Below are 20,557 nucleotides of genomic sequence, written 5' to 3' on the forward strand. Positions count from 1 at the left end.
ATTATCCATTTGTTATTTTACGCTCCCGTCCAGCCGCCATCGACCGTAATCACTGTTCCGTTGATAAACTTGGCAGCATCGCTGGCTAAGAAAGCAACCACCTGAGCTACATCCTCGGCCTCGCCGGTGGGACCGGTTGCTACATATTGCATTAAGGCGTGCATTCCTTTTTCATTGGGCGCTTTCAGGCTATTTCCGATATTTGTTTTGATATCACCCGGAGCAATCGCCACCGAGCGTATACCGTCTTCGCGGTAGACAGAGGCGATATTCTTAGTCAAACCAATCACCGCATGCTTACTGGTAACATAGCTCACGCCTCCCCGCGCACCAAACATACCACCAACCGAAGCAGTATTGATGATCACGCCCGGTTTCTTCTTTTCCAATAGGTGTTTGATTACTAATTGCGACAGAATGGTCGGCCCCTTCACATTGACATCCATTACCTTTTCCCAACGCTTCACATCCAACGCATCCACTGTCATAAAATTATCGAGGACACCGGCGTTGTTGACTAAGATATCGATAGTTCCGAATTCCTTCAACGTCTCGGCAACCAATTTTTCCAGATCTTCCTGTTTCGACACATCCGACAAAACGCCGATGATCGGACATTTTTCACATTTGATATCGTTTACGACACGATCCATCGATTCCTGATTGAGATCTGATACGACCACCTTGGCTCCTTTTTTAGCAAACAACCGGACAATTGCCTCTCCCATTCCGGAGCCGGCTCCGGTTACAATAACTACTTTACCTTCCAAAGATTTCATGTTTTTTATTTTTTTGGTTAAACATCTATACCCAGACTTCTGGAAGTCCTTATTAGTAATACAAGTAAACCCCTCAAATGGTTGTGGGATAGCGTTGGTTTTAACGTTATATTTCGTAAGTTTGTTTCCTAATCAAAAGAAATGATAAAAATGGAAAAGAAATCTCCCAATGAAATACAGGTGGAGTTATCCGAAGAGGTAGCTCAGGGCACCTATGCGAATCTGGCCATAATTTCTCACTCCTCGTCAGAGTTTATCCTCGACTTTGTACGCATTGTTCCCGGCGTACCCAAAGCCAAGGTGAAGAGCCGGATAATCCTTACGCCCGACAATGCGAAACGTCTATTGCATGCATTGGAAGACAATATCTCCAAATTCGAAAAACAGCTACACAAAGGTGGTGACGGAGGTGAGTTCCTGCCGCCGATGGGTGGGGTGAAAGGGGAAGCGTGAGAAGAAATGAAGAATGAGGAATGAAGAATGAAGAATTGAAGCTAAGCCATCTTCGATTCTTCATTCTTCATTCCTCATTCTTCATTTACAAAGCTCGTAGGATCTTCGCCAGTACGGCCTGCGCGGAGATTTCCCGGTTGGCGGCTTCGGGAATCACGATGCTTTGCGGGCTTTCTATTACATCGTCGGTGACAATCATATTGCGACGCACGGGAAGACAATGCATGAAGTAGGCATTGTTGGTCAAAGCCATCTTTTCGGCATCTACCGTCCAGCTGCGATCCTTACTCAATACCTCTCCATAATGCGGGTCGGCAAAGGCAGCCCAGTTCTTGGCATAGATAAAATCAGCGCCTTCAAAGGCCTTTTTCTGATCGTATTCCACGCGGGCAGCACCTACAAACTGCGGATCCAGCTCGTAGCCTTCCGGATGGGTGATCACAAACTCATAATCGGTTGCATTCATCCATTCTGCAAAACTATTGGGAACAGCCTGGGGAAGGGCACGCGGATGCGGCGCCCAGGTCAAAACCACTTTCGGGCGTTCCGTCTTTTTATACTCTTCAATAGTAATCAGATCGGCATAACTCTGCAACGGATGACGCGTAGCTGCCTCCATACTAAACACCGGACGACCGGAATATTGAATAAACTGGTTCAGAATCTTCTCGTTATAATCATCCTCTTTACTTTCGAAACGGGCAAAAGAACGCACGCCGATCACATCACAATAGGCACCCATCACCGGGATAGCCTCCAGGATATGTTCCGGCTTGTCGCCATCCATGATAACCCCCCGCTCCGTTTCCAGTTGCCAGGCGCCCTGGTTGATATCCAACACTATGGTGTTCATTCCCAGATTCATGGCCGCCTTCTGCGTACTCAAACGGGTACGAAGGCTTGAATTGAAGAAGATCATCATCAATGTCTTATTCTTTCCCAATGTTGAAAACTGGAACCGGTCTCTCTTAATCTCAAAAGCATCATTGACCGCCTGCTTCAGGTCGCCAATATCTTGTACACAAGTGAAATTTCTCATATTTCTTTTATTTACAATTTTTCATTCCCTCGTTTGTCCATCACCGGAGATAATGTATTTATAGGTGGTGAGTTCCGGCAGCGCCATCGGGCCGCGAGCGTGGAGCTTCTGCGTGCTGATGCCTATTTCGGCACCAAAGCCAAATTGGGCGCCGTCGGTAAAGGCGGTAGATACATTGGCATAGACACAGGCAGCATCTACTCTTTGCTGAAAAAGACGGACCGCATCCGCCGATTCGCTGACGATACATTCGCTATGTTTGGAGCCGTACCGGGCGATATGATCTAAGGCTTCGTCGATAGAAGCCACGGTTCGGATACTCATTTTATAGTCTAAGAACTCTGTTCCGAAACTTTCTTCGGTGGCCTTTTGAAGCAGCGCTTCCGGATAATGCCCCGACAGCGATGCGTAGCCCTGCGGATCGGCATAGATCGTAACCTGCTTATCAGCCAATTTTTCACATAAGTCGGGCAACTCTTTCAGGCGATCCTGGTAGATCAACAGGCAATCGAGCGCATTACAAACACTCACCCGACGGGTTTTCGCATTGGTAATAATCGCTTGTCCTTTGGCTGTATCGCCTGCTTGGTCGAAATAGGTGTGGCAAACACCGGCGCCTGTTTCGATCACCGGCACACGTGAATGCTCGCGGACGTAATTGATCAATGAACTGCTTCCCCGGGGAATGATCAGATCGACCAGCCCTACGGCATGCAGTAATTCGGTCGTTGCCTCCCGGTCGGGGGGCAATAGGGTGCAGACGGCCGGGTTGATACCCCATTTCTCCAACACCTCGTGGATGATGCCGATCAATGCTTTGTTGGAGTAGTCCGCATCGGATCCGCCTTTCAAGATACAGGCATTGCCGCTTTTCAGGCAGAGCGAGAACACATCGAAGGTAACATTTGGCCGCGCTTCATAGATAATGCCGATCACACCGAAAGGAACCGTCACCTTTCGAATCTTCATTCCGTTCGGACGCTCCCAGGCATCCAATTCTTTTCCGAGAGGAGAGGGGAGAGAGGCTACGTTTATCATATCATCCGCAATGCCTTGCAAGCGTTCGGGAGTCAGCTTCAGTCGATCCTGTTTCGGGTTCTCCGGCTCCATCCGCGCCAGGTCTTTTGCGTTGGCCTCCAGGATCGTTGCCTGCGCCTCCATCAAGGACTTCGCCGTATCCCGCAGAATAGCCCCGATTGTTTCATCGTTTAAGGCAATCAGCGACCGGGATGCGGCGGCTGTCTGTTGTATTATTTCGCGTATCATACTTTCTTATTCAGCAGTTAAACATAAATAATCGTAATGCACCAACGGTTTCAGATCGCGTTGTCCGATCAAGGGTAGCGCCTCTTTACTATTGTAATCGGCACAACCGACACCAACCTGCTGCCCCTTATCATCAAATATACGCACAATATCCCCTTTTTCAAAGTCACCAACAATCCGGGTAACGCCCACCAGCAACACACTGGTTGCCTTCGGACAGAGCAAAGCCGTAGAGGCGCCTTCGTTGATATGGATCTCCCCTTTGGCAAACCCCTCCGAATGAGCAATCCATTTCTTCACGCTACTGACCGGTTTGGGTGAAGGAATAAAGCGGGTACATACCTCCTCACTTTTCTTTGATAGGAGTTTCGGAAGAATATTATCGCGCTTGCCATTGGCAATGATCACCGTGATACCCTCGTCGGCCACCTTCCGGGCTATGCGACATTTGGTCAGCATGCCGCCACGTCCGAAAGAGGAGCGGCTTGTCTGCACATACTCCGACAGGTCTTCGCCTCCGGAGCCGATCTCACGGATCACTGTGCAGGCCGGATCGTTCGGATTACCATTGTATATACCGTCGATATTGCTCAGGATAATTAAGCCATCGGCTCCCAACATGGTAGCCACCAGGCCGGAGAGCTCGTCGTTGTCGGTAAACATCAGTTCGGTTACCGATATCGTATCATTCTCGTTGACAATCGGGATCACCTTGTTTGCCAACATCACCTCCATGCAATGCTTCTGGTTGAGGTAGTGCGTGCGGCTGCTGAAATTCTCTTTCGTGGTCAATACCTGCCCGCAACACATGCCATGCTCGCGGAAAAGCTCATAATAACGGTTGATCAGTTTCGCCTGTCCGACGGCCGAATAGAGTTGCCGTGCCGATACCGGATCCAGCTTTTTCCCCGCCTTTATCTCCGAGCGCCCCGAAGCCACCGCGCCGGAAGAGATCAACACCATTTCGATCCCTTTATGATGCAACTCCGCCACCTGATCGACCAAAGCCGACATACGGGTAATATCCAACGTCCCATCCGTTCGGGTCAGGACGTTGCTACCTATTTTTACTGCAATACGCCTCAAAGCAATTATGAATTATGAATTGTAAATTATGAATTATGAATTATTTCTTGTCCTTATCTCTAATCTCTACTCTCCTGATTTTGCCGCTAATGGTTTTGGGAAGTTCTTCCACAAATTCGATCACGCGGGGATATTTATAGGGAGCCGTTACTTTTTTGACATGGTTCTGAAGCTCTTTTTTCAGCTCTTCGCCCGCCTTGTCTTTATATTCTTTGGAGAGGATAATGGTCGCTTTCACGATTTGCCCGCGGATCTCATCCGGCACCCCGGTGATGGCACATTCCACCACGGCGGGATGCGTCATCAACGCACTTTCCACCTCGAACGGGCCAATGCGGTAACCCGAGCTTTTGATCACATCATCCGTACGTCCAACAAACCAATAATAGCCGTCTTCATCGCGCCAGGCCACGTCGCCCGTGTGATAAATACCGTCAAAACAGGTGTTCTCCGTCAATTCCGGATCGCGATAATACTCTTTGAACAAACCCAATGGCCAGCGGTCGGCATAGCGCACAACAATCTCGCCCTGCTCTCCATCCTCTGCCGGACTGCCGTCGGGACGCAACAGGTCTACATCGTATTGCGGGTTAGCCTTGCCCATAGAGCCGGGTTTCGGTTCTGTCCAAGGGAAGGTACAAACGGTCAGGGTCGTTTCGGTCTGCCCGAATCCCTCCATCAGTTTGATGCCTGTCAATTTTTTGAACGATTCGAACACCGCGGGGTTCAATGCCTCGCCGGCAATCGTACAATATTCCAACGACGAGAGGTCGTATTGGCTGATATCCTCGCGTATCAGGAAACGGAAGATTGTAGGGGGAGCACAAAGCGACGTGATGCCATAATCCTGAATCATCTGCAACATATCGGCGGGATTGAACTTCTCGTGATCGTAGACAAACACGGTAGCTCCCGAAAGCCATTGTCCGTAGAGCTTTCCCCAAACCGCTTTTCCCCATCCCGTATCAGCAATGGTCAGATGCAGGCTCTTCTCATGCAGGTTGTGCCAGTATTTGCCGGTTGAGATATGCGCCAGCGGATAGGTGAAGTCGTGTGCCACCATCTTCGGATTCCCGGTCGTGCCGGAGGTGAAATACATGATGGAGATATCGTCGTTCTTGTTCACATCGGCAGGACGAACAAAAGGAGCCGCCGCTTCAATCCCTTTGTGGAAGTCTTCAAACCCTTCGGGTACGAGCGGACCGACAGATACAATATGTTTCACACTGGGTGATTCCGGCATGGCCTCTTTCACCTGGTTGGTAACATTTTCTTCGCCTACGCAGACAATCATTTTGATATCTGCCGCATTGTTGCGGTAAACAAAATCCTTCTTGGTCAACAGATGCGTAGCCGGGATGACCACCGCGCCCAACTTATGCAAGGCAATGATGGAAAACCAGAACTCATAGCGGCGTTTCAATACCAGCATCACCATATCCCCCTTGCCGATGCCGAGGGATTGAAAATAGGAGGCTGTCCGGTCGCTTTCCCGTTTTATATCCGCAAACGTGAAATCGATATGTTCTTTCTTATCGTTGGTCCAGCATATTGCTCGCTTGTCCGGTTCTTTTTCTGCCCAGGCGTCGACCACATCATAGCCGTAGTTGAAATCCTCCGGTATGTTCACTTTGTAGTTCTGAATAAAATCCTCCTGTGACGTATATGCTACTTGTTTTAAAAACTTATCTAACATGGTTTGTTTAATTGAGAATTGAAAATGGAGAATTGATAAGAGTGTCAAAATAATTATCAACGATCAATTATCCATTATCAACTATATTAAAGTATTATTGCTAAAAAATTAACTTCCGCCCCATCCAACGCTTTCATGCCATGAGGCAGTTCCGAATTGAAATAGATGCTGTCGCCTGCTTCGAGGATCAGCGTTTTCGTTCCGATCTGCAATTGCAAACGCCCGTTGATCACCATATTATATTCCTGTCCCGGATGAGAATTCAGATAGATCGGCTCCTCTTCGGGTTTCGGATGCACGGTCACCATAAACGGATCCGCTTTGCGTCCGGCAAAACCGGCTGCTAACGACTGATATTTGTAGGCTTTCGTCCTTTCAACCGCAATGCCTTTTCCCCGGCGGGTAATGAAATAGGAACTCATTTTTGGTTCGTCGCCAAACATCAGGGTAGTCAACTCAACGCCAAAGGCCTGCGAGATCTGATGCAGTATACTAACGGAAATATCAACCGATCCGCTTTCCAGACGAAGATATTCTTCGACAGAAAGATTGGCGGCATGCGCCATCTCTTCGGGCGTCAGTTCCAATGCCTCCCGAAGCCCGGCCAGACGTTCTGCTATCTGTTTAATCTGTTCATTCATACGTGAAGTGGATTTGTAAAATTAAAATGTAACCGCAAAGATATAAATAAAAACAATGTGTTAGTAATACGGCATGTTTAGGTTACAGTTTTTTTGAAAAAGGGGGAAATTACAAGATTTGTGAACCAATTGTGACTGTTCCATTATGGAACGATTCAACCATTGTACAAATAGTGTAAACAAACGTTAATTTGTCCGTTTCCGTTAGAATCTCCAATTTACGATTTGTAATTTTCGCAGGACTTTGCGCGCAAAAAAGAGGGAGTATTTTGACAAACTCCCGGGAGAAACACTTTTTAACGTATGGATTTGTAAGCAAAATGGCCGTTTTGCTTACAAATAATATTTTAACATTTCGAAAACTGGGGGTGCGATAAAAATCTCCATTTATCTGATTATCCCACAAAAATCCGAGCTAATAGAGGGTAAGATCAAAAAAGAATTCCGGTTTTTTTTGTATGTTTGTCGAGAAATTGACGAGATGGGATATCCCTGGAATAGTAGGACGGAGTTGCTGTTTGGCGCTGAGCGCATGGATCATTTAGCCGGAAGCCACGTATTGGTGGTTGGGCTGGGTGGTGTTGGGGCGTATGCGGCCGAACAGATCTGCCGGGCAGGTGTGGGGCGGATGACGATTGTCGATGCCGACGAGGTGCAGGAGAGCAACCTCAATCGCCAGTTGCCTGCTCTGCACAGCACACTGGGTCGTCCGAAAGCGGAGGTGATGGCCGAGCGGTTGATGGATATCAATCCCCGCCTGAAGTTGACCGTCCTGCATGAATTCCTGCGGGATGAACGTACCGAAGAGCTCTTATTATCGACTCCTTTCGACTATATTGTGGACGCGATCGATTCGTTGAGCCCGAAGGTCTATCTATTGCATTTCGCGGTGAAGCACGATATCCCGGTGGTCTCCTCCATGGGAGCGGGAGCGAAGATGGATCCGGCGCAGGTGAAGTTGGCGGATATCTCCAAGTCGTTTAATTGCACGCTGGCCAAGATGGTACGCAAGCGCTTACACCGGTTGGGCATTCGCCGGGGCATTCCGGTGGTCTTTTCCACTGAGATGGTCGATCCGGAGGCGGTGATCGAGGTCGAAGGCGAGGAATGCAAGAAGACAACCACCGGCACGGTGTCGTATATGCCCGCCATTTTCGGTTGTTATCTGGCGTCGCATGTTATTCGTCATTTGTGATAACTATTTTTTTGTCCCGAATGTTATATAAACAGATTATAAGCGCGTGATACAAACAAAAGGAATTACAAAAAGCTTCGGCTCGCTTCAGGTACTGAAGGGGATCGACCTTTCGATCGAGAAGAGCGAAGTGGTAGCCATTGTGGGGCCGAGCGGAGCCGGAAAAACCACCCTGTTGCAGATTATCGGCACCCTGGATTCGCCCGACGGCGGAGAGCTGATCCTCAATGGGACACGCGTAGAGGGAATGAACGATACGGAACTGTCGGCTTTTCGCAACCGGAATATCGGTTTTGTATTTCAGTTTCATCAATTATTACCCGAATTTACGGCATTGGAGAATGTGATGATCCCTGCCCTGATTGCCCGCGAGAAGCAGGGACAGGCGGAGAAGCGCGCGAAAGAACTACTCGATTTTATGGGGTTGGCCGAACGCATGACACATAAACCGGCGGAATTGTCGGGAGGTGAGAAGCAACGCGTGGCCGTGGCGCGTGCCTTAGTGAATAACCCGGCCGTGATCCTGGCCGACGAGCCGTCGGGCAGCTTAGACACGAAGAATAAAGAGGAACTGCATGCCCTCTTTTTCGAGTTGCGCGATAAGATGAAGCAGACCTTTGTATTAGTCACCCACGACGAACAACTGGCGGCGGATACCGACCGCGTCATTCACATACGCGATGGCATCATTGTTCCGACATCATAAAAAACAAAAAGACAACAAGGAGGACTGACCCATGATTAGTAATGAAAGAGCAACTTTCGGAAGTAAATTAGGCGTTATTTTGGCTACGGTCGGTAGCGCGGTTGGCTTAGGTAATATCTGGAGATTCCCCTATATGTTAGGCGAGAACGGAGGCGCAGCCTTCCTACTCGTCTATTTTGTTTGTATCGTAATCCTGGGGCTTCCGGTGATGATCACCGAGATGTTTATCGGTCGGCATACCCATCGCAATGCAGCGGGCGCCTTCAAGGCCATGGCACCGGGCACGAAATGGAGTCTGATCGGTTACAACGGCGTACTGGCCGCCTTTCTGATCCTTGGTTTCTACTGTGTGATTGCCGGATGGACCTTTGAATATATCCTCCAATCGCTGACCAGCTCGCTCTCCGGAAAGACGGTCGATGTGTTCGAAGCGGAATTTAAGTTGTTCTCTTCCGGTATCTTCCGCCCGATATTTTGGACGGTTGCTTTTATTGCAGTCACTCATTTCATTATTGTGTCGGGCGTGAAAAACGGTATTGAACGGGCTTCGAAGATTATGATGCCTTTGTTGTTTCTGATGTTGTTTATCCTCTGTATCCGCTCGGTTACGCTGCCCAATGCCAGTGCGGGACTCTCTTTTCTCTTTAAACCCGACTTCAGTAAGATCGATTCTTCGGTAATGCTGAGCGGCATGGGACAGGCTTTCTTCTCATTAAGCATTGGTATGGGCTGTCTGATCACCTATTCCTCCTACTTCAGTCAGAAAACAAACATACAAGCGACTGCCGTTCAGGTGACCCTGTTGGATACCTTAGTGGCTGTATTGGCGGGGTTGATGATATTTCCGGCGGTGTTTAGCTTTGGCATCGAACCGACGGCAGGGCCTGAGTTGGTGTTTATCACATTGCCTAATGTGTTTGCCAAGATGGCGATGGGCAATCTCTGGTCAGTCATATTCTTTGTGTTATTGGCCATCGCGGCGCTCACCTCGACCATTTCGCTGCATGAGGTAGCGACTGCCTACGTGCATGAAGAGATGAATATGTCGCGCAAGAAGGCGGCTCTGTTGGTTTCCGCCGGTGTATTGATCCTGGGGGTGATCAGTTCGCTCTCCTTCGGCGTATTAAAAGACTTTACGATCTTCGGACTCACCTTCTTCAACCTATTGGATTATGTAACGGCTAAGATCATGCTTCCGTTGGGCGGGATGATGATCTGTGTCTTTGTCGGCACGCGTGTCGACCGGAAAATTCTGAAAGCGGAATTGACCAACGAAGGCACGATCCCGTTCTATTTCTTCCGAACCTATGCCTTCTTCATGAAATGGGTGGCTCCGGTATTGATCGGATTGGTATTCTTAAACGAACTCGGTGTGTTAAAACTGATACAAAACTTATTCTAACATAACTTTTTATGGAGACTTTCTATTTATTCCTTGTCATTTTTATTTTCATCTTAGCCATCTTCGACCTTAACGTAGGGGTAAGTAATGATGCTTCGAACTTCCTGAATTCTGCCATCGGCTCGAAAGCGGCCTCCTTCCGCACCTCCATGATTGTGGCGGCCATCGGTATTTTTGTCGGGGCGGCCTTGTCGAACGGCATGATGGATGTGGCGCGGCACGGTATATTCCAGCCGCAGTTTTTCTACTTCGAAGAGATCATGTTTATCCTGTTGGCGGTGATGCTGACGGATGTGGTCCTGTTGGATGTGTTCAATTCGTTGGGGATGCCGACATCGACCACCGTCTCTTTGGTGTTTGAACTATTGGGGGCCACGGTAGCGGTCTCCATGATGAAGGTCTATCACTCGGCGGGAGAGCTGAACTTTGTCGATCTCCTGAATACCGATAAGGCGTTTACCATGATCTTAGCCATCTTCATGTCGGTGGCGATCGCCTTTTTCTTTGGCGCGCTGGTGCAATACATCTCCCGTCTGATCTTTACCTTTAACTACCGGAAACCGCTGAAATACTTCGGAGGCATATTCGGAGGTATCGCGACGACCTCTATTATCTATTTCATGTTGATCAAAGGATTGAAAGGGAGCTCGTTTATGACACCGGAGCTGAAAGCGTTGATCGACAACTATACAGGCATGTTACTGTTGACCAGCTTTGTCTTTTTTAGCATTGTCATGCAAATACTCACCTGGCTGAAGGTGAATGTATTGAAGGTGGTGGTATTGCTCGGTACCTTTGCGTTGGCCTTGGCATTTGCCGGTAATGACCTGGTGAACTTCCTCGGTGTGCCGCTGGTAGGCTACTCTTCCCTGATCGATATGAAGGCAGCGGGAGGATCGCCCGACACCTTCCTGATGAGTTCCCTGTTGGAATCGGCCAAAACGCCCTGGTATTTCTTAGTCGGAGCCGGTGCCATCATGGTGACTGCCCTGTTTACCTCCAAAAAGGCACACAATGTGATTAAGACATCGGTCGACCTGGCCAGCCAGGGGCAGGGCAATGAGAACTTCGGCACATCGCCTGTCGCCCGTATTCTGGTGCGTAGGGCAAGCAATATGTCTTCCTTCCTGTTGAGTGTGACGCCGGTATCTGTCAAGAACTGGATCGATAGTCGCTTCAATTCAAACGAAATTATTCTGGAAAACAAAGCCAGCTTCGACCTGGTGCGCGCCTCGGTGAATGTGGTGCTTTCCGGTTTATTGATAGCGATCGGTACCTCTTTCAAACTGCCTCTTTCAACTACCTACGTGGCTTTTATGGTGGCTATGGGTAGTTCGCTGGCCGACCGTGCTTGGGGACGTGAGAGTGCAGTTTATCGCATTACCGGGGTCTTGTCGGTGATCGGTGGTTGGTTTATCACGGCGGGGGCAGCATTTACCATTGCTTTTGTGGTGGCTCTGTTGATTTATTGGGGAGGTATACCGGCGATGGTGGCGATGATCGCCTTGGCGGCCTATTCGTTGATCCGTAGCCAGATGGCCTATCGCAAGCGCATGAAGAAAGAGGCGTTGAAAGAAGAGGTAAACGAAACGGTAGCCAAATTGAGCCAAACGACCAACTCGCGCGAAGCGCTTGCTCTTTTCCGCAAACATAGCCGGGAAGAGAATCAGGCATTATTGCGTTTTGCAGCCGATATGCTGAATAAATCGATCGGAGGCATTACCGAATGGAACCTCAAGGAGTTGCGCACAGCCATCACCGAATTGGAAGAGAAAAAGACCCATTTGAAGCAGATCAAGCGGGTGGGCAACCTGGGTGTGACGCAGATTGAAAATGATATTGCCGTGGATAAAGGATTATATTACTACCAGGGGAACGACTTTGCCAGCGAGGTCGTCTACAGTATCCTCCGCTTTACCCGACCTTCCAAAGAACATATCGACAATAACTTCAATCCGTTAAGCGAAGAGGAGGCTCAAGACTTGCATGAATTCCTGCCGCATATCGTCTCTTTCCTGCATAAAGGGGCCAATATGATCCACGACAGGGAGTATTTCAACCTGACAAGCCTTGTTTCGGAAGCCAATACATTAGACAATCAGTTGACGCAATACAAGCGGGGCGAGTTGAAACGCATTCAGCAGGAGGGCAACACAACCAGCACCAAGACCAGTCTGCTCTACCTCAATATCCTGCATGAGTTGCAGAATGTCTTGATGTTTACGAAGAACTTACTGAAGGTTAGCCGGAAATTCCAGATGGAGTAAGGCCGGCTACCGAATCTCTTAAGACCAAGAGTCCTTCCGGTCCCATATTGAACAATAGGTCTACGATGCTCAAATTGGGCAGGAAACCATGTTTTTCCTGAAAGACCTGCCAATAGGGTGTTGGCCGGAAGGCGGCGTCTTCGGCGGGATGTTTCGGGCGAATCACCTCCCGGAAGTCATGGTTCAGGTTGGGTTGATACTCCTCCGTATAGACAATGTCGGGCTGGATATCCAATAAATGGCAGATCAATGCCCGCAATTCCTCGTTGAAGTCGAAGAGAAACGCATACCTCTTCTCGTAGAAAGGGGCAAAATCGTCTTCATAATAGTCGAAGAAAGGGCTCATCCGGTAGGCGGAAACGAGGGCGTTCCAGTGCAGATGGCGCCAGTTGCCATGATCCGACAGGCGGATATCCCGGGTAAGGCATTTGATTGCTTCCGTCTTTTCGATGGGGATAGAGAGCGAAAGCGGCCCGTTGGCTCCGGCAATCGTACACCGGTTGCGGTAGGTTTGCTTCAGGTAGTTTTCTTTTGTTTCGATGAAAACGCGGTCGTAAGCAATCATTTTGGTGTATTGCTGCACAGGCCCCAGGTAGGCGGTCGATAGATAAACGGCGGTTTCCATTAATGTACCGGTTTGAATATACGTGAACGATCTTTACTATACCAACACCATCCGGCCACTCCCTGGATATGGTCTTCGGAGACAAAGCCCAGGTGACGCGAATCGACTGCCTCTTCGGGGTTGTCGGATATCATCCAGTAGTAATCTTTTTTGAACGCGAAAGCGCTGACCTCCCGGCCGTCTAAGTAGAGCTTTCCTTCCCGGAACTGCGCTTTTCCGTTCGTCTCCTGCCGGATAGCCTCCTCGCATAATAACAAGGATTGCTCGTCCAGTGGGTAGGTATGTCCCTTTCGGGGCAGGATCAGGCGATAGGGCGCCGCTTCGCCATAGCGTTGCAAGGCCTCTTTTTCACCCATCTCTTCCATCACCTGCCAGGCCTCAAAGGAGGTAAGGCGCAGGCTATAGCCCTTTTCCCGCCGGGCCCATTCCCGGAGGTCGATACGCAGTCGCTGCAAAGCGTCTAAGCAACTGTTCTTCCGGTGATCCGCGACCAGCCAGGTGTGTAGGGATTGCGGGGCGTAAGGTGTCATATTTCCGTTGATCAGAAAGCCGTCGGGCATCACAAACAGGGTATCGCCCGGCAGACCCAGGCAACGGCTGATCAACAGCGCAGGCTTGACGCCCTCCTGGCGGAGCGGGCTGGTGAATAATACCACCTGATTGCGTCCGGGTTGTTTCTTTCCTTTATATACCAATAGATAATCACCTTCCTGCAGGGTGTTCTCCATCGAAGGCGTGGAAATAGAGTAGGAGGCCACCACCCATTGCCTCAAAGCAAGGATAACGGCAAAGGCAATCGCCAGGGCGATGATCCATTTCCATACAACAGATAAAGTCATTCCTTTTCTTAGTGAACCGTGCGGAAGAGCCTGTTCCAGCGAATACCTCCATCAAACAGTTTACGATCTTTATCCAACGACAGCCAGATCAGGATCGGCTTGCCTACGATATGGTCTTCCGGCACGAAGCCCCACGAGCGACTGTCGGCACTCTTATGGCGGTTATCGCCCATCATCCAGTAATAATCGTATTGGAAGGTATAGGTGGTTTCCGGCTTTCCATTGATATAAATCGTGCCATCTTTCACCTCCAGGGTGTTGTTCTCGTAGTTCTGAATGCAACGGCGGTACATGGCCAGGTTCATTTCATTCAACTCAACGGTTGCCCCCTTCTTCGGGATCCAGATAGGCCCGTAATTGTCGCGACTCCAACCGGTTTCATAGCCCAACGGATAATAGGGCGACCGCTGATAGATCTCTTCCCGGTCGACCACTATTTTCACCACATTCGGCAACTTTTCCGCGATAGCCAATGCCTTTTTGGTCAACGGATAACAATAAAGAGGATTGTATTGTCCCGCCGCATTCTTCGTGAAGCCCAGGTATTCATGCAAAGGCGATTGGCTGGCAGCGTCCGACACCTTATTATTCACGCGATCCTCCTTGCTGATATTCAACAACCGGTATTGCGCTTCCGTAAAGGGCGATCCGTTGGTTTCCACGATATAGTTAAGCTGCATATTCTCCGGATTCTCCGCGGCAATGCCATTCACATACACCTGATTGTCGCGAATCTCTAAGCTATCGCCGGGCATACCGATACAGCGTTTCACATAGTTCTCCCGTTTGTCTACCGGACGATAGATCACATCGCCGTAGATCTGCTTGTTCAGGTGGATAGCTTCCCGTCCGTACATCGCCACCGAGGTGTGATAATCCGGATTCTGTACTTTCAGGGCCACCGTGTCGCCCGCCGGGAAATTAAACACGACAATGTCGTTGCGCTTCACCTCGCCCAGTCCTTTCACCCGTTTATACTCCCAATGTGGCCAATCGAAATAGGATTTCGTGTTCACGATAGGCAAGGTGTTCTGCACCAACGGGAAAGAGAGTGGTGTATTGGGCACGCGTGGCCCGTAGCTTAGTTTGCTCACAAAAAGATAATCGCCTACCAACAGCGATTTCTCTAACGAAGAACTCGGTATCTGGTAGTTCTGAAACACAAACAGATTGATCATATAGACGGCGATCAGGGCAAAAATAATATCGTCTACCCATTCGAGCATATTGCGCAATTTCGGGTTTTTTGTCTTCTTCCAGCCTCCCCAGGGGATATATTTGGTCAGGAATATATCGACCAAGACAATCAACCCCAGCAATAGCCAAAGATTCTGCATCCAGATAGCGAAGAGCGTATATAATGTTCCCCAAATGGCGAACCTGATCCATTGCGCTTTTGAAAATTTCTTCATGTGATTTGCTTTTTATAATTAAAATGTCAACAGGTCCTGCATGGTCAGGAAACCTTTCTTTCCGGCGGCAAACTCAGCCGCAATCACCGCACCAAGTGCAAAGCCTTCGCGACTTTTCGCATCGTGTTCAATGCGGATCGTATCGACGCTTGATTCATAGATGATCTCATGACGACCCGGCACTTCGCCTTCGCGCAGAGCCTGAATCATCAGGTCGGCAGGGTTCTCGGCCTTATCGAGGCTCCAGGCTGTTTTGCGGTCGAGCTCTTTCATCATCTCTTCCGCCAGGGTGATGGCCGTGCCGCTGGGTGCATCTAATTTATGGATATGATGTGTCTCCGTCATACGCACATCGTAGGCCGGGAAGTTATTCATAATCTTGGCTAAGTAGCGATTGAGTGCGAAGAAAATATTTACACCGATGCTGAAGTTCGACGCATAGAAGAGGGTCTTCCCTTCGTTGGCACATATCGCTTTGATCTCGTCCAGGCGGTCGAGCCAGCCCGTTGTGCCGGAAACCACCGGTACGCCGGCCGCAAAGCATTTCATATAATTATCGTAAGCCGTCGCGGGAATGGTAAATTCAATCGCCGCGTCCGCGCTTTTAAATGCCTCCGAGGCAAAGTCTTCCTGGTTGTTGATATCTATAATAGAAACTATCTCATGTCCCCGTTCCCGGGCAATGCGCTCGATGATCTTCCCCATCTTGCCGTAACCTATCAATGCAATCTTCATCTTTCCTGTGTTCTAAGTATAAATAATTCAGCCGAATAAACGGCTATAAGGCTACAAATATACGGAAAAAGGAATTATATTTGTGATAATCAATCTTAACTATGAAAGAATTATGGAACGACTCTTGCATTATATCTGGAAATATAGATTGTACGATCCCTCTTCGCTCACGACGACCGATGGCACTCCTTTACACATAATAGACGTAGGTATGCATAATAAGGATGCAGGTCCCGACTTTTTTAACGCAAAAATAAAAGTCCGCGACACGGTATGGGCAGGTTGTGTGGAGATCCACGACAAAGCCTCCGACTGGCTGCAGCATGGCCACCAGGAGGACAGGGCCTACGACGCGGTGATCCTGCACGTCACAGGCCGAAACGATGCCGAGATCTTCCGCACCAATGGCGAGGCGGTGCCTCAACTGGTATTGATGGTGCCGGAGTCGGTGCGTGAGAATATCGACTGGCTACTGCATCAGGACAGGAAAGCCATCGCCTGCCTTGCTTTCCTTCCGGAGGTCGACCGGGCCTTGCTCGCATCCTGGATGGCAGCCTTGCTGGAAGAGCGGCTGGAACGGAAGACGGAGGATATATTTCAATGGCTGGAACAATACAATAACGACTGGAACGAGGTGTTCTACATCTCCCTCACCCGTAGCTTCGGATTTGGCATCAACGGTGATGCCTTTGAATGGCTGGCGAAAAGCCTTCCTTTTCAGTATATACGCAAGCAGCGCAACAGCCATTCGCAGGTGGAGGCGCTCCTGTTCGGACAGGCTGGCATGCTCGACGCGCCCGGCGACTGTGCCTACTACCGGTTGTTGCAACGCGAATACCGTTTTTTTCAAAAGAAGTACGGGCTTCGCCCCTTAGACGGCTCATTGTTTAAGAACCTGCGTGTGCGTCCCGGCAATTTCCCCTACGAACGGTTGGCGCAACTGGCAGCCCTTTGGGTGCGCTACGACACGCTTTTCTCCAACCTCTTAGAGGCCGGTACGCCCCGTGCCCTCAAAGATCATTTCCGCATCGCCCCTTCCGACTATTGGAAAACACATTACCATTTCCGCTACGCCTCCCCAGAGAAAGAGAAACGCATCGGCGAGAACTCGCTGAATATCCTCTTGATCAACACCGTCGTCCCCATGTTTTTTGCCTATGGCGAGCAGCATCATCTACCCCAATACAACGAACGTGCCCTGCGTCTGTTAGAAATCCTGCCTCCTGAGAAAAATAACATCGTGCAAACCTTCCAGCAGGCAGGCGTTCCCGTCCACCATGCCGGCGACACCCAGGCGCTTATCCAACTCAAACGAGCCTACTGCGAACCAAAGAAATGTCTCTACTGCCGCATCGGCTACTGTTTCCTAAAACGAGGGAATGATAAAATGTAAAATACTCTAATACTCTCGGTATTTCACCCTACTTTCCGACAGGCAATAATCACCTTCTCGCTGTTTGCAAGGAGAGTGGCGAACAGGTAGATGTCGCCCCCTTCCTGTATGCGAAGGCGGGCGCGGAGTTCTTTGACGGAGAGGGGGAAATTGCGGACGGTGATATGTGCCTGCGGGATGGTTTTTGAGAGTGCGCGGCTTGCCTGCTTATTGAAAGGATAGACCGCCTGTACCTCAAAGCTTCGTCCGGGGAAACCGAGCACCAATTCCGAAGAGGTGTAAAGGTGGCTGTTGACCGCCAGTTTCTCCACGCCGTATCGCTTGGCTACGGTTTTAAAGGCGCCGGCTTTCAGGATCGAAGCATTCGGTTCGTACAGATACTGCCCGATGGTGTCGGCCTGCTTTGCGGGGCAGTCTTTTTCTTCATCCAGCGGGAAATGGAAACGATCGTACTCCTCCGGCGAGGTGAAGTTGACCGCATGTACTTCCGGTGAATGAACAGACGACTGGCGGCCGATCACAAACAACAGTTCTTTGCAATCATTCTTAACCGAGAGCACATGAATTTCTTCTGTTCCCGGAAGCAGTTCGAGGGTTTGCCGCAGATCGGCCATAGGGGAGAGTTTGGCAATCACCCGCGGCGCCGCTGACAGGAGTTTGGGTAGCGCCTCTGTCAGGTCGGGTTCGCAGTCGGCAAGTGCGAACACACGGCTATTGCCTGTTCCGCGTCGTGCCGGATCAATATAAAACAGATCGATCTCTTCCAGGGAGGCATAGAGCGCCATGCCATCGCCTTCGATCACTTCTATATTGGTTGCGCCTAAGCGGTCGAAATTATAGCGTGCCACTTCACAATAAAACGGAAAGCGTTCGACATAATAGAGCTTTTCCGCCCGTTGGGAAAGATAATAACTGTCGACACCCAGCCCGCCGGTCAGGTCACACACCCTCAAGCCGGACCGCATCAGCTGCTGCTTGTAGCGGGCGGTTGATTCGGAAGAACACTGCTCGCCCGAAATACGCGAAGGGAAAAGCGTCTCATGCGCCACCCACTCGGGCAGCTTTTCGCGCACATGGCGCCGGGCAACGATCTGATCGACAACAAACGGTACATCGATATCCGGATAACGCGCCGCGCTCAACAAAAGACGATTGGGGTCGTCGTCGGCGTGGGCTCGAATAAACTCCTTCGTATGCAGATCGATTTTCATACCGCGAAGATAGGAAGAAATGAGATGCTTCGTTCAAACTAAGATTTGCATTTTAATCACTATTCCCTGAAATTATCCTATTTTTATCGCTCAACATTTTATCTATTTACGCTTGATTGAAAAAGACGCTATAAAAAGTCTCCAAAAGGGTTCAGCCGAAGGCTTTGAGTTTTTGTACAACTTGTATCACGGCAAGCGGTACAATTATATATTGAAGTTAACCAACGGAAATGCCGATAGCTCAGCAGAAATCGTGCAATGTGTCTTTATCAAATTGTGGGATATGCGTGCTACTATAGACGAAGAGAAAAACCTTTTCAATTTCTTATATACGATAGCAAAGAATACCCTACTCAATAATTACTCTCACCTCCTGATCAAGGAGGCCTACAATACATACATTCTGGAGTTGGAACAACCCGATACACATTTCACCGAGTTGGAGGTCGACCGGAATCTACTCGATCAACTTATCGCGGAGCTGACCAATCAGTTACCCCCTGTCAGGAAAAAGATATTCATCATGAGCCGGCGAGAGGGGAAAAGCCACAAGGAAATCGCGCAACAACTGAGCATATCGGAAAAGACGGTAGAGCATCAGATCGGAAAGGCGTTGAGTTTCTTACGTGTTTGTTTACAAAAATATTACGGCAATGATTTCTTTTATAAATAGGGGACTTGCACGTCTGAGTTGTATATAATTAGGAGTATTAATTAGACAATATGATAAAAGTTAGATATGGCGAATAGCGAATACATAAAATATCTCAAAGAATATATGAGCAATCGTTTGTCGGCTGCGGACAAAAAGAAGTTGCTATCCCATATTGCAAACGATAAAAACCTGGATGAACAACGGAAGGCGGAGATGCAACACATGCCGGATGATATCGATCGTGATGTCAGCCTGGAAATGTGGCGCAATATTAATAAACAAATTCAATCCCCCAAAAGAACATTCAACCCCCGAATCTCATTCCTTCTCCGGGCGGCAGCCATCCTTATACTGCCGATATTGGCTTCCTGGCTGACCTATACCTTTGTTAGAAGCGATATGTCTGTCGTAACCGAAATACCACCTGCCGTTCTCCATGTGCCTAATGGGCAGATGGTAAGTATGGTATTGCCCGATTCCACTCTTGTATGGATCAACTCGGCATCCACCCTTACCTACCATAATAAATTCGGGCTCTCCGACAGAACGGTAGAACTCTCCGGCGAGGCTTATTTCGAAGTGGCCAAAAACAAAAAATTACCCTTTGTTGTCAAAACATCGGAATTCGATATAAAAGTAACGGGCACCTCTTTTAATGTCAAAGCTTACCCGGGCGACAACCTGAATACGGTCACCCTTATCAGCGGAAGTATCGATTTGATAACCATAGAAGAGACCTTTAGCCTGCAAGCCAATCAGCAATTGGTCTATAACAAAAAAGAAAAGAGAGTGAACAACCGGGAGATCCCGAGAGCCGAGCTCTTCTCTGATTGGAAGAGTAATTCTATACGCTATGAAAACGAACAGATGGAACATGTGGGCAAGGATATCGAAAGGTTGTTTAACGTGAAAATCACATATAACAATGAGAGAATCAAATATTACCTGTTTACGGGTACCATTCATAATGTAAGTTTAGTCGATTTCCTCGAAACCATCTGTCGGGTAGCGCCTTTCCGATACGAGATTTCCCAGGGAAATATCATCATCCATGAAGATCAGACAAGGGCAGAATACTATATCGATGTGCCATAAAACCGCGCTTGGAGAGATCAACCTACCAATCGATTTTCAATACAAATAATACTATTTCATCA

General features: G+C 49.0%; 19 protein-coding genes. 8 read left to right on the top strand and 11 right to left on the bottom strand.

Going from position 1 to position 20,557, the window contains the following annotated elements; genetic code table 11:
* Positions 1 to 17 precede the first annotated feature (17 nt).
* The gene (locus tag M2137_RS01425) at positions 18 to 779 is read right to left on the bottom strand and encodes a glucose 1-dehydrogenase (protein WP_280764674.1); all 762 of its coding nucleotides are present in this window, start codon (positions 777 to 779) and stop codon (positions 18 to 20) included.
* 150 nt (positions 780 to 929) lie between these two features.
* Between M2137_RS01425 and M2137_RS01430 the strand changes: the two genes are divergently transcribed.
* Complete coding sequence (locus M2137_RS01430) at positions 930 to 1,232, top strand: DUF3467 domain-containing protein (RefSeq protein ID WP_280764675.1); 303 nt, start codon at positions 930 to 932, stop codon at positions 1,230 to 1,232.
* 85 nt (positions 1,233 to 1,317) lie between these two features.
* Here M2137_RS01430 and M2137_RS01435 read toward each other — a convergent pair whose 3' ends face one another.
* From M2137_RS01435 to M2137_RS01455, 5 genes are all read right to left on the bottom strand, one after another.
* Positions 1,318 to 2,271, bottom strand: coding sequence for an N-acetylornithine carbamoyltransferase (locus tag M2137_RS01435; protein ID WP_280764676.1), 954 nt, complete (start codon positions 2,269 to 2,271; stop codon positions 1,318 to 1,320).
* Between the two features lie 21 nt (positions 2,272 to 2,292).
* Complete coding sequence (locus M2137_RS01440) at positions 2,293 to 3,537, bottom strand: glutamate-5-semialdehyde dehydrogenase (RefSeq protein ID WP_280764677.1); 1,245 nt, start codon at positions 3,535 to 3,537, stop codon at positions 2,293 to 2,295.
* A 6-nt stretch (positions 3,538 to 3,543) separates the two neighbouring features.
* Positions 3,544 to 4,623: a glutamate 5-kinase gene (proB, locus tag M2137_RS01445; RefSeq protein WP_280764678.1), complete on the bottom strand. Its 1,080-nt coding sequence runs from the start codon at positions 4,621 to 4,623 to the stop codon at positions 3,544 to 3,546.
* Positions 4,624 to 4,663: 40 nt separating this feature from the next.
* Positions 4,664 to 6,319, bottom strand: coding sequence for an AMP-binding protein (locus M2137_RS01450; protein WP_280764679.1), 1,656 nt, complete (start codon positions 6,317 to 6,319; stop codon positions 4,664 to 4,666).
* An 86-nt stretch (positions 6,320 to 6,405) separates the two neighbouring features.
* The gene (locus tag M2137_RS01455) at positions 6,406 to 6,960 is read right to left on the bottom strand and encodes an XRE family transcriptional regulator (RefSeq protein ID WP_280764680.1); all 555 of its coding nucleotides are present in this window, start codon (positions 6,958 to 6,960) and stop codon (positions 6,406 to 6,408) included.
* A 481-nt stretch (positions 6,961 to 7,441) separates the two neighbouring features.
* On the opposite strand from M2137_RS01455, the gene M2137_RS01460 reads away from it, so the two are divergent.
* Genes M2137_RS01460 through M2137_RS01475 form a run of 4 tightly spaced genes read left to right on the top strand, consistent with a single transcriptional unit; the run spans position 7,442 to position 12,530 of the window.
* Positions 7,442 to 8,155 carry a tRNA threonylcarbamoyladenosine dehydratase gene (locus tag M2137_RS01460; RefSeq protein ID WP_280764681.1) on the top strand — a complete coding sequence of 238 codons (714 nt, stop codon included), beginning with the start codon at positions 7,442 to 7,444 and terminating at the stop codon, positions 8,153 to 8,155.
* Between the two features lie 46 nt (positions 8,156 to 8,201).
* Positions 8,202 to 8,861, top strand: a complete 660-nt coding sequence (locus tag M2137_RS01465) for an ABC transporter ATP-binding protein (protein WP_280764682.1) — start codon at positions 8,202 to 8,204, stop codon at positions 8,859 to 8,861.
* A gap of 31 nt (positions 8,862 to 8,892) precedes the next feature.
* Positions 8,893 to 10,263: a sodium-dependent transporter gene (locus tag M2137_RS01470; RefSeq protein WP_280764683.1), complete on the top strand. Its 1,371-nt coding sequence runs from the start codon at positions 8,893 to 8,895 to the stop codon at positions 10,261 to 10,263.
* Positions 10,264 to 10,274: 11 nt separating this feature from the next.
* Complete coding sequence (locus tag M2137_RS01475) at positions 10,275 to 12,530, top strand: inorganic phosphate transporter (RefSeq protein WP_280764684.1); 2,256 nt, start codon at positions 10,275 to 10,277, stop codon at positions 12,528 to 12,530.
* On the opposite strand, the gene M2137_RS01480 is transcribed toward M2137_RS01475, so the two are convergent.
* The 4 genes from M2137_RS01480 to dapB are packed head-to-tail and all read right to left on the bottom strand — an operon-like array spanning position 12,505 to position 16,141.
* Positions 12,505 to 13,155: a WbqC family protein gene (locus M2137_RS01480; RefSeq protein ID WP_280764685.1), complete on the bottom strand. Its 651-nt coding sequence runs from the start codon at positions 13,153 to 13,155 to the stop codon at positions 12,505 to 12,507. The two genes, M2137_RS01475 and M2137_RS01480, sit on opposite strands and share 26 nt — an antisense overlap.
* Positions 13,155 to 13,994: a signal peptidase I gene (lepB, locus tag M2137_RS01485; protein ID WP_280764686.1), complete on the bottom strand. Its 840-nt coding sequence runs from the start codon at positions 13,992 to 13,994 to the stop codon at positions 13,155 to 13,157. The genes M2137_RS01480 and lepB overlap by 1 nt, the downstream gene beginning before the upstream one ends.
* 8 nt (positions 13,995 to 14,002) lie before the next feature.
* Entirely contained in the window at positions 14,003 to 15,406 is a 1,404-nt protein-coding gene (locus M2137_RS01490; RefSeq protein WP_280764687.1) for a S26 family signal peptidase, read from the bottom strand.
* Positions 15,407 to 15,424: 18 nt separating this feature from the next.
* Positions 15,425 to 16,141: a 4-hydroxy-tetrahydrodipicolinate reductase gene (dapB, locus tag M2137_RS01495; protein ID WP_280764688.1), complete on the bottom strand. Its 717-nt coding sequence runs from the start codon at positions 16,139 to 16,141 to the stop codon at positions 15,425 to 15,427.
* A gap of 112 nt (positions 16,142 to 16,253) precedes the next feature.
* Here dapB and M2137_RS01500 point away from each other — a divergent pair, with 112 nt between their 5' ends.
* Positions 16,254 to 17,534 (top strand): DUF2851 family protein, encoded by a 1,281-nt coding sequence (locus tag M2137_RS01500; RefSeq protein ID WP_280764690.1) that lies wholly within the window; start codon positions 16,254 to 16,256, stop codon positions 17,532 to 17,534.
* A 23-nt stretch (positions 17,535 to 17,557) separates the two neighbouring features.
* On the opposite strand, the gene M2137_RS01505 is transcribed toward M2137_RS01500, so the two are convergent.
* A complete protein-coding gene (locus M2137_RS01505; RefSeq protein WP_280764691.1) occupies positions 17,558 to 18,745 on the bottom strand; it encodes an SAM-dependent methyltransferase in 1,188 nt (395 codons plus the stop codon).
* Positions 18,746 to 18,917: 172 nt separating this feature from the next.
* On the opposite strand from M2137_RS01505, the gene M2137_RS01510 reads away from it, so the two are divergent.
* Both M2137_RS01510 and M2137_RS01515 read left to right on the top strand, forming a co-directional pair.
* Positions 18,918 to 19,418, top strand: a complete 501-nt coding sequence (locus M2137_RS01510; protein ID WP_280764762.1) for an RNA polymerase sigma-70 factor — start codon at positions 18,918 to 18,920, stop codon at positions 19,416 to 19,418.
* Positions 19,419 to 19,484: 66 nt separating this feature from the next.
* Complete coding sequence (locus M2137_RS01515; protein ID WP_280764692.1) at positions 19,485 to 20,495, top strand: FecR family protein; 1,011 nt, start codon at positions 19,485 to 19,487, stop codon at positions 20,493 to 20,495.
* The last annotated feature ends 62 nt before the right edge of the window (positions 20,496 to 20,557 follow it).

It is taken from the genome of Parabacteroides sp. PFB2-10 (assembly GCF_029893085.1).
Taxonomy (GTDB): domain Bacteria; phylum Bacteroidota; class Bacteroidia; order Bacteroidales; family Tannerellaceae; genus QVMG01.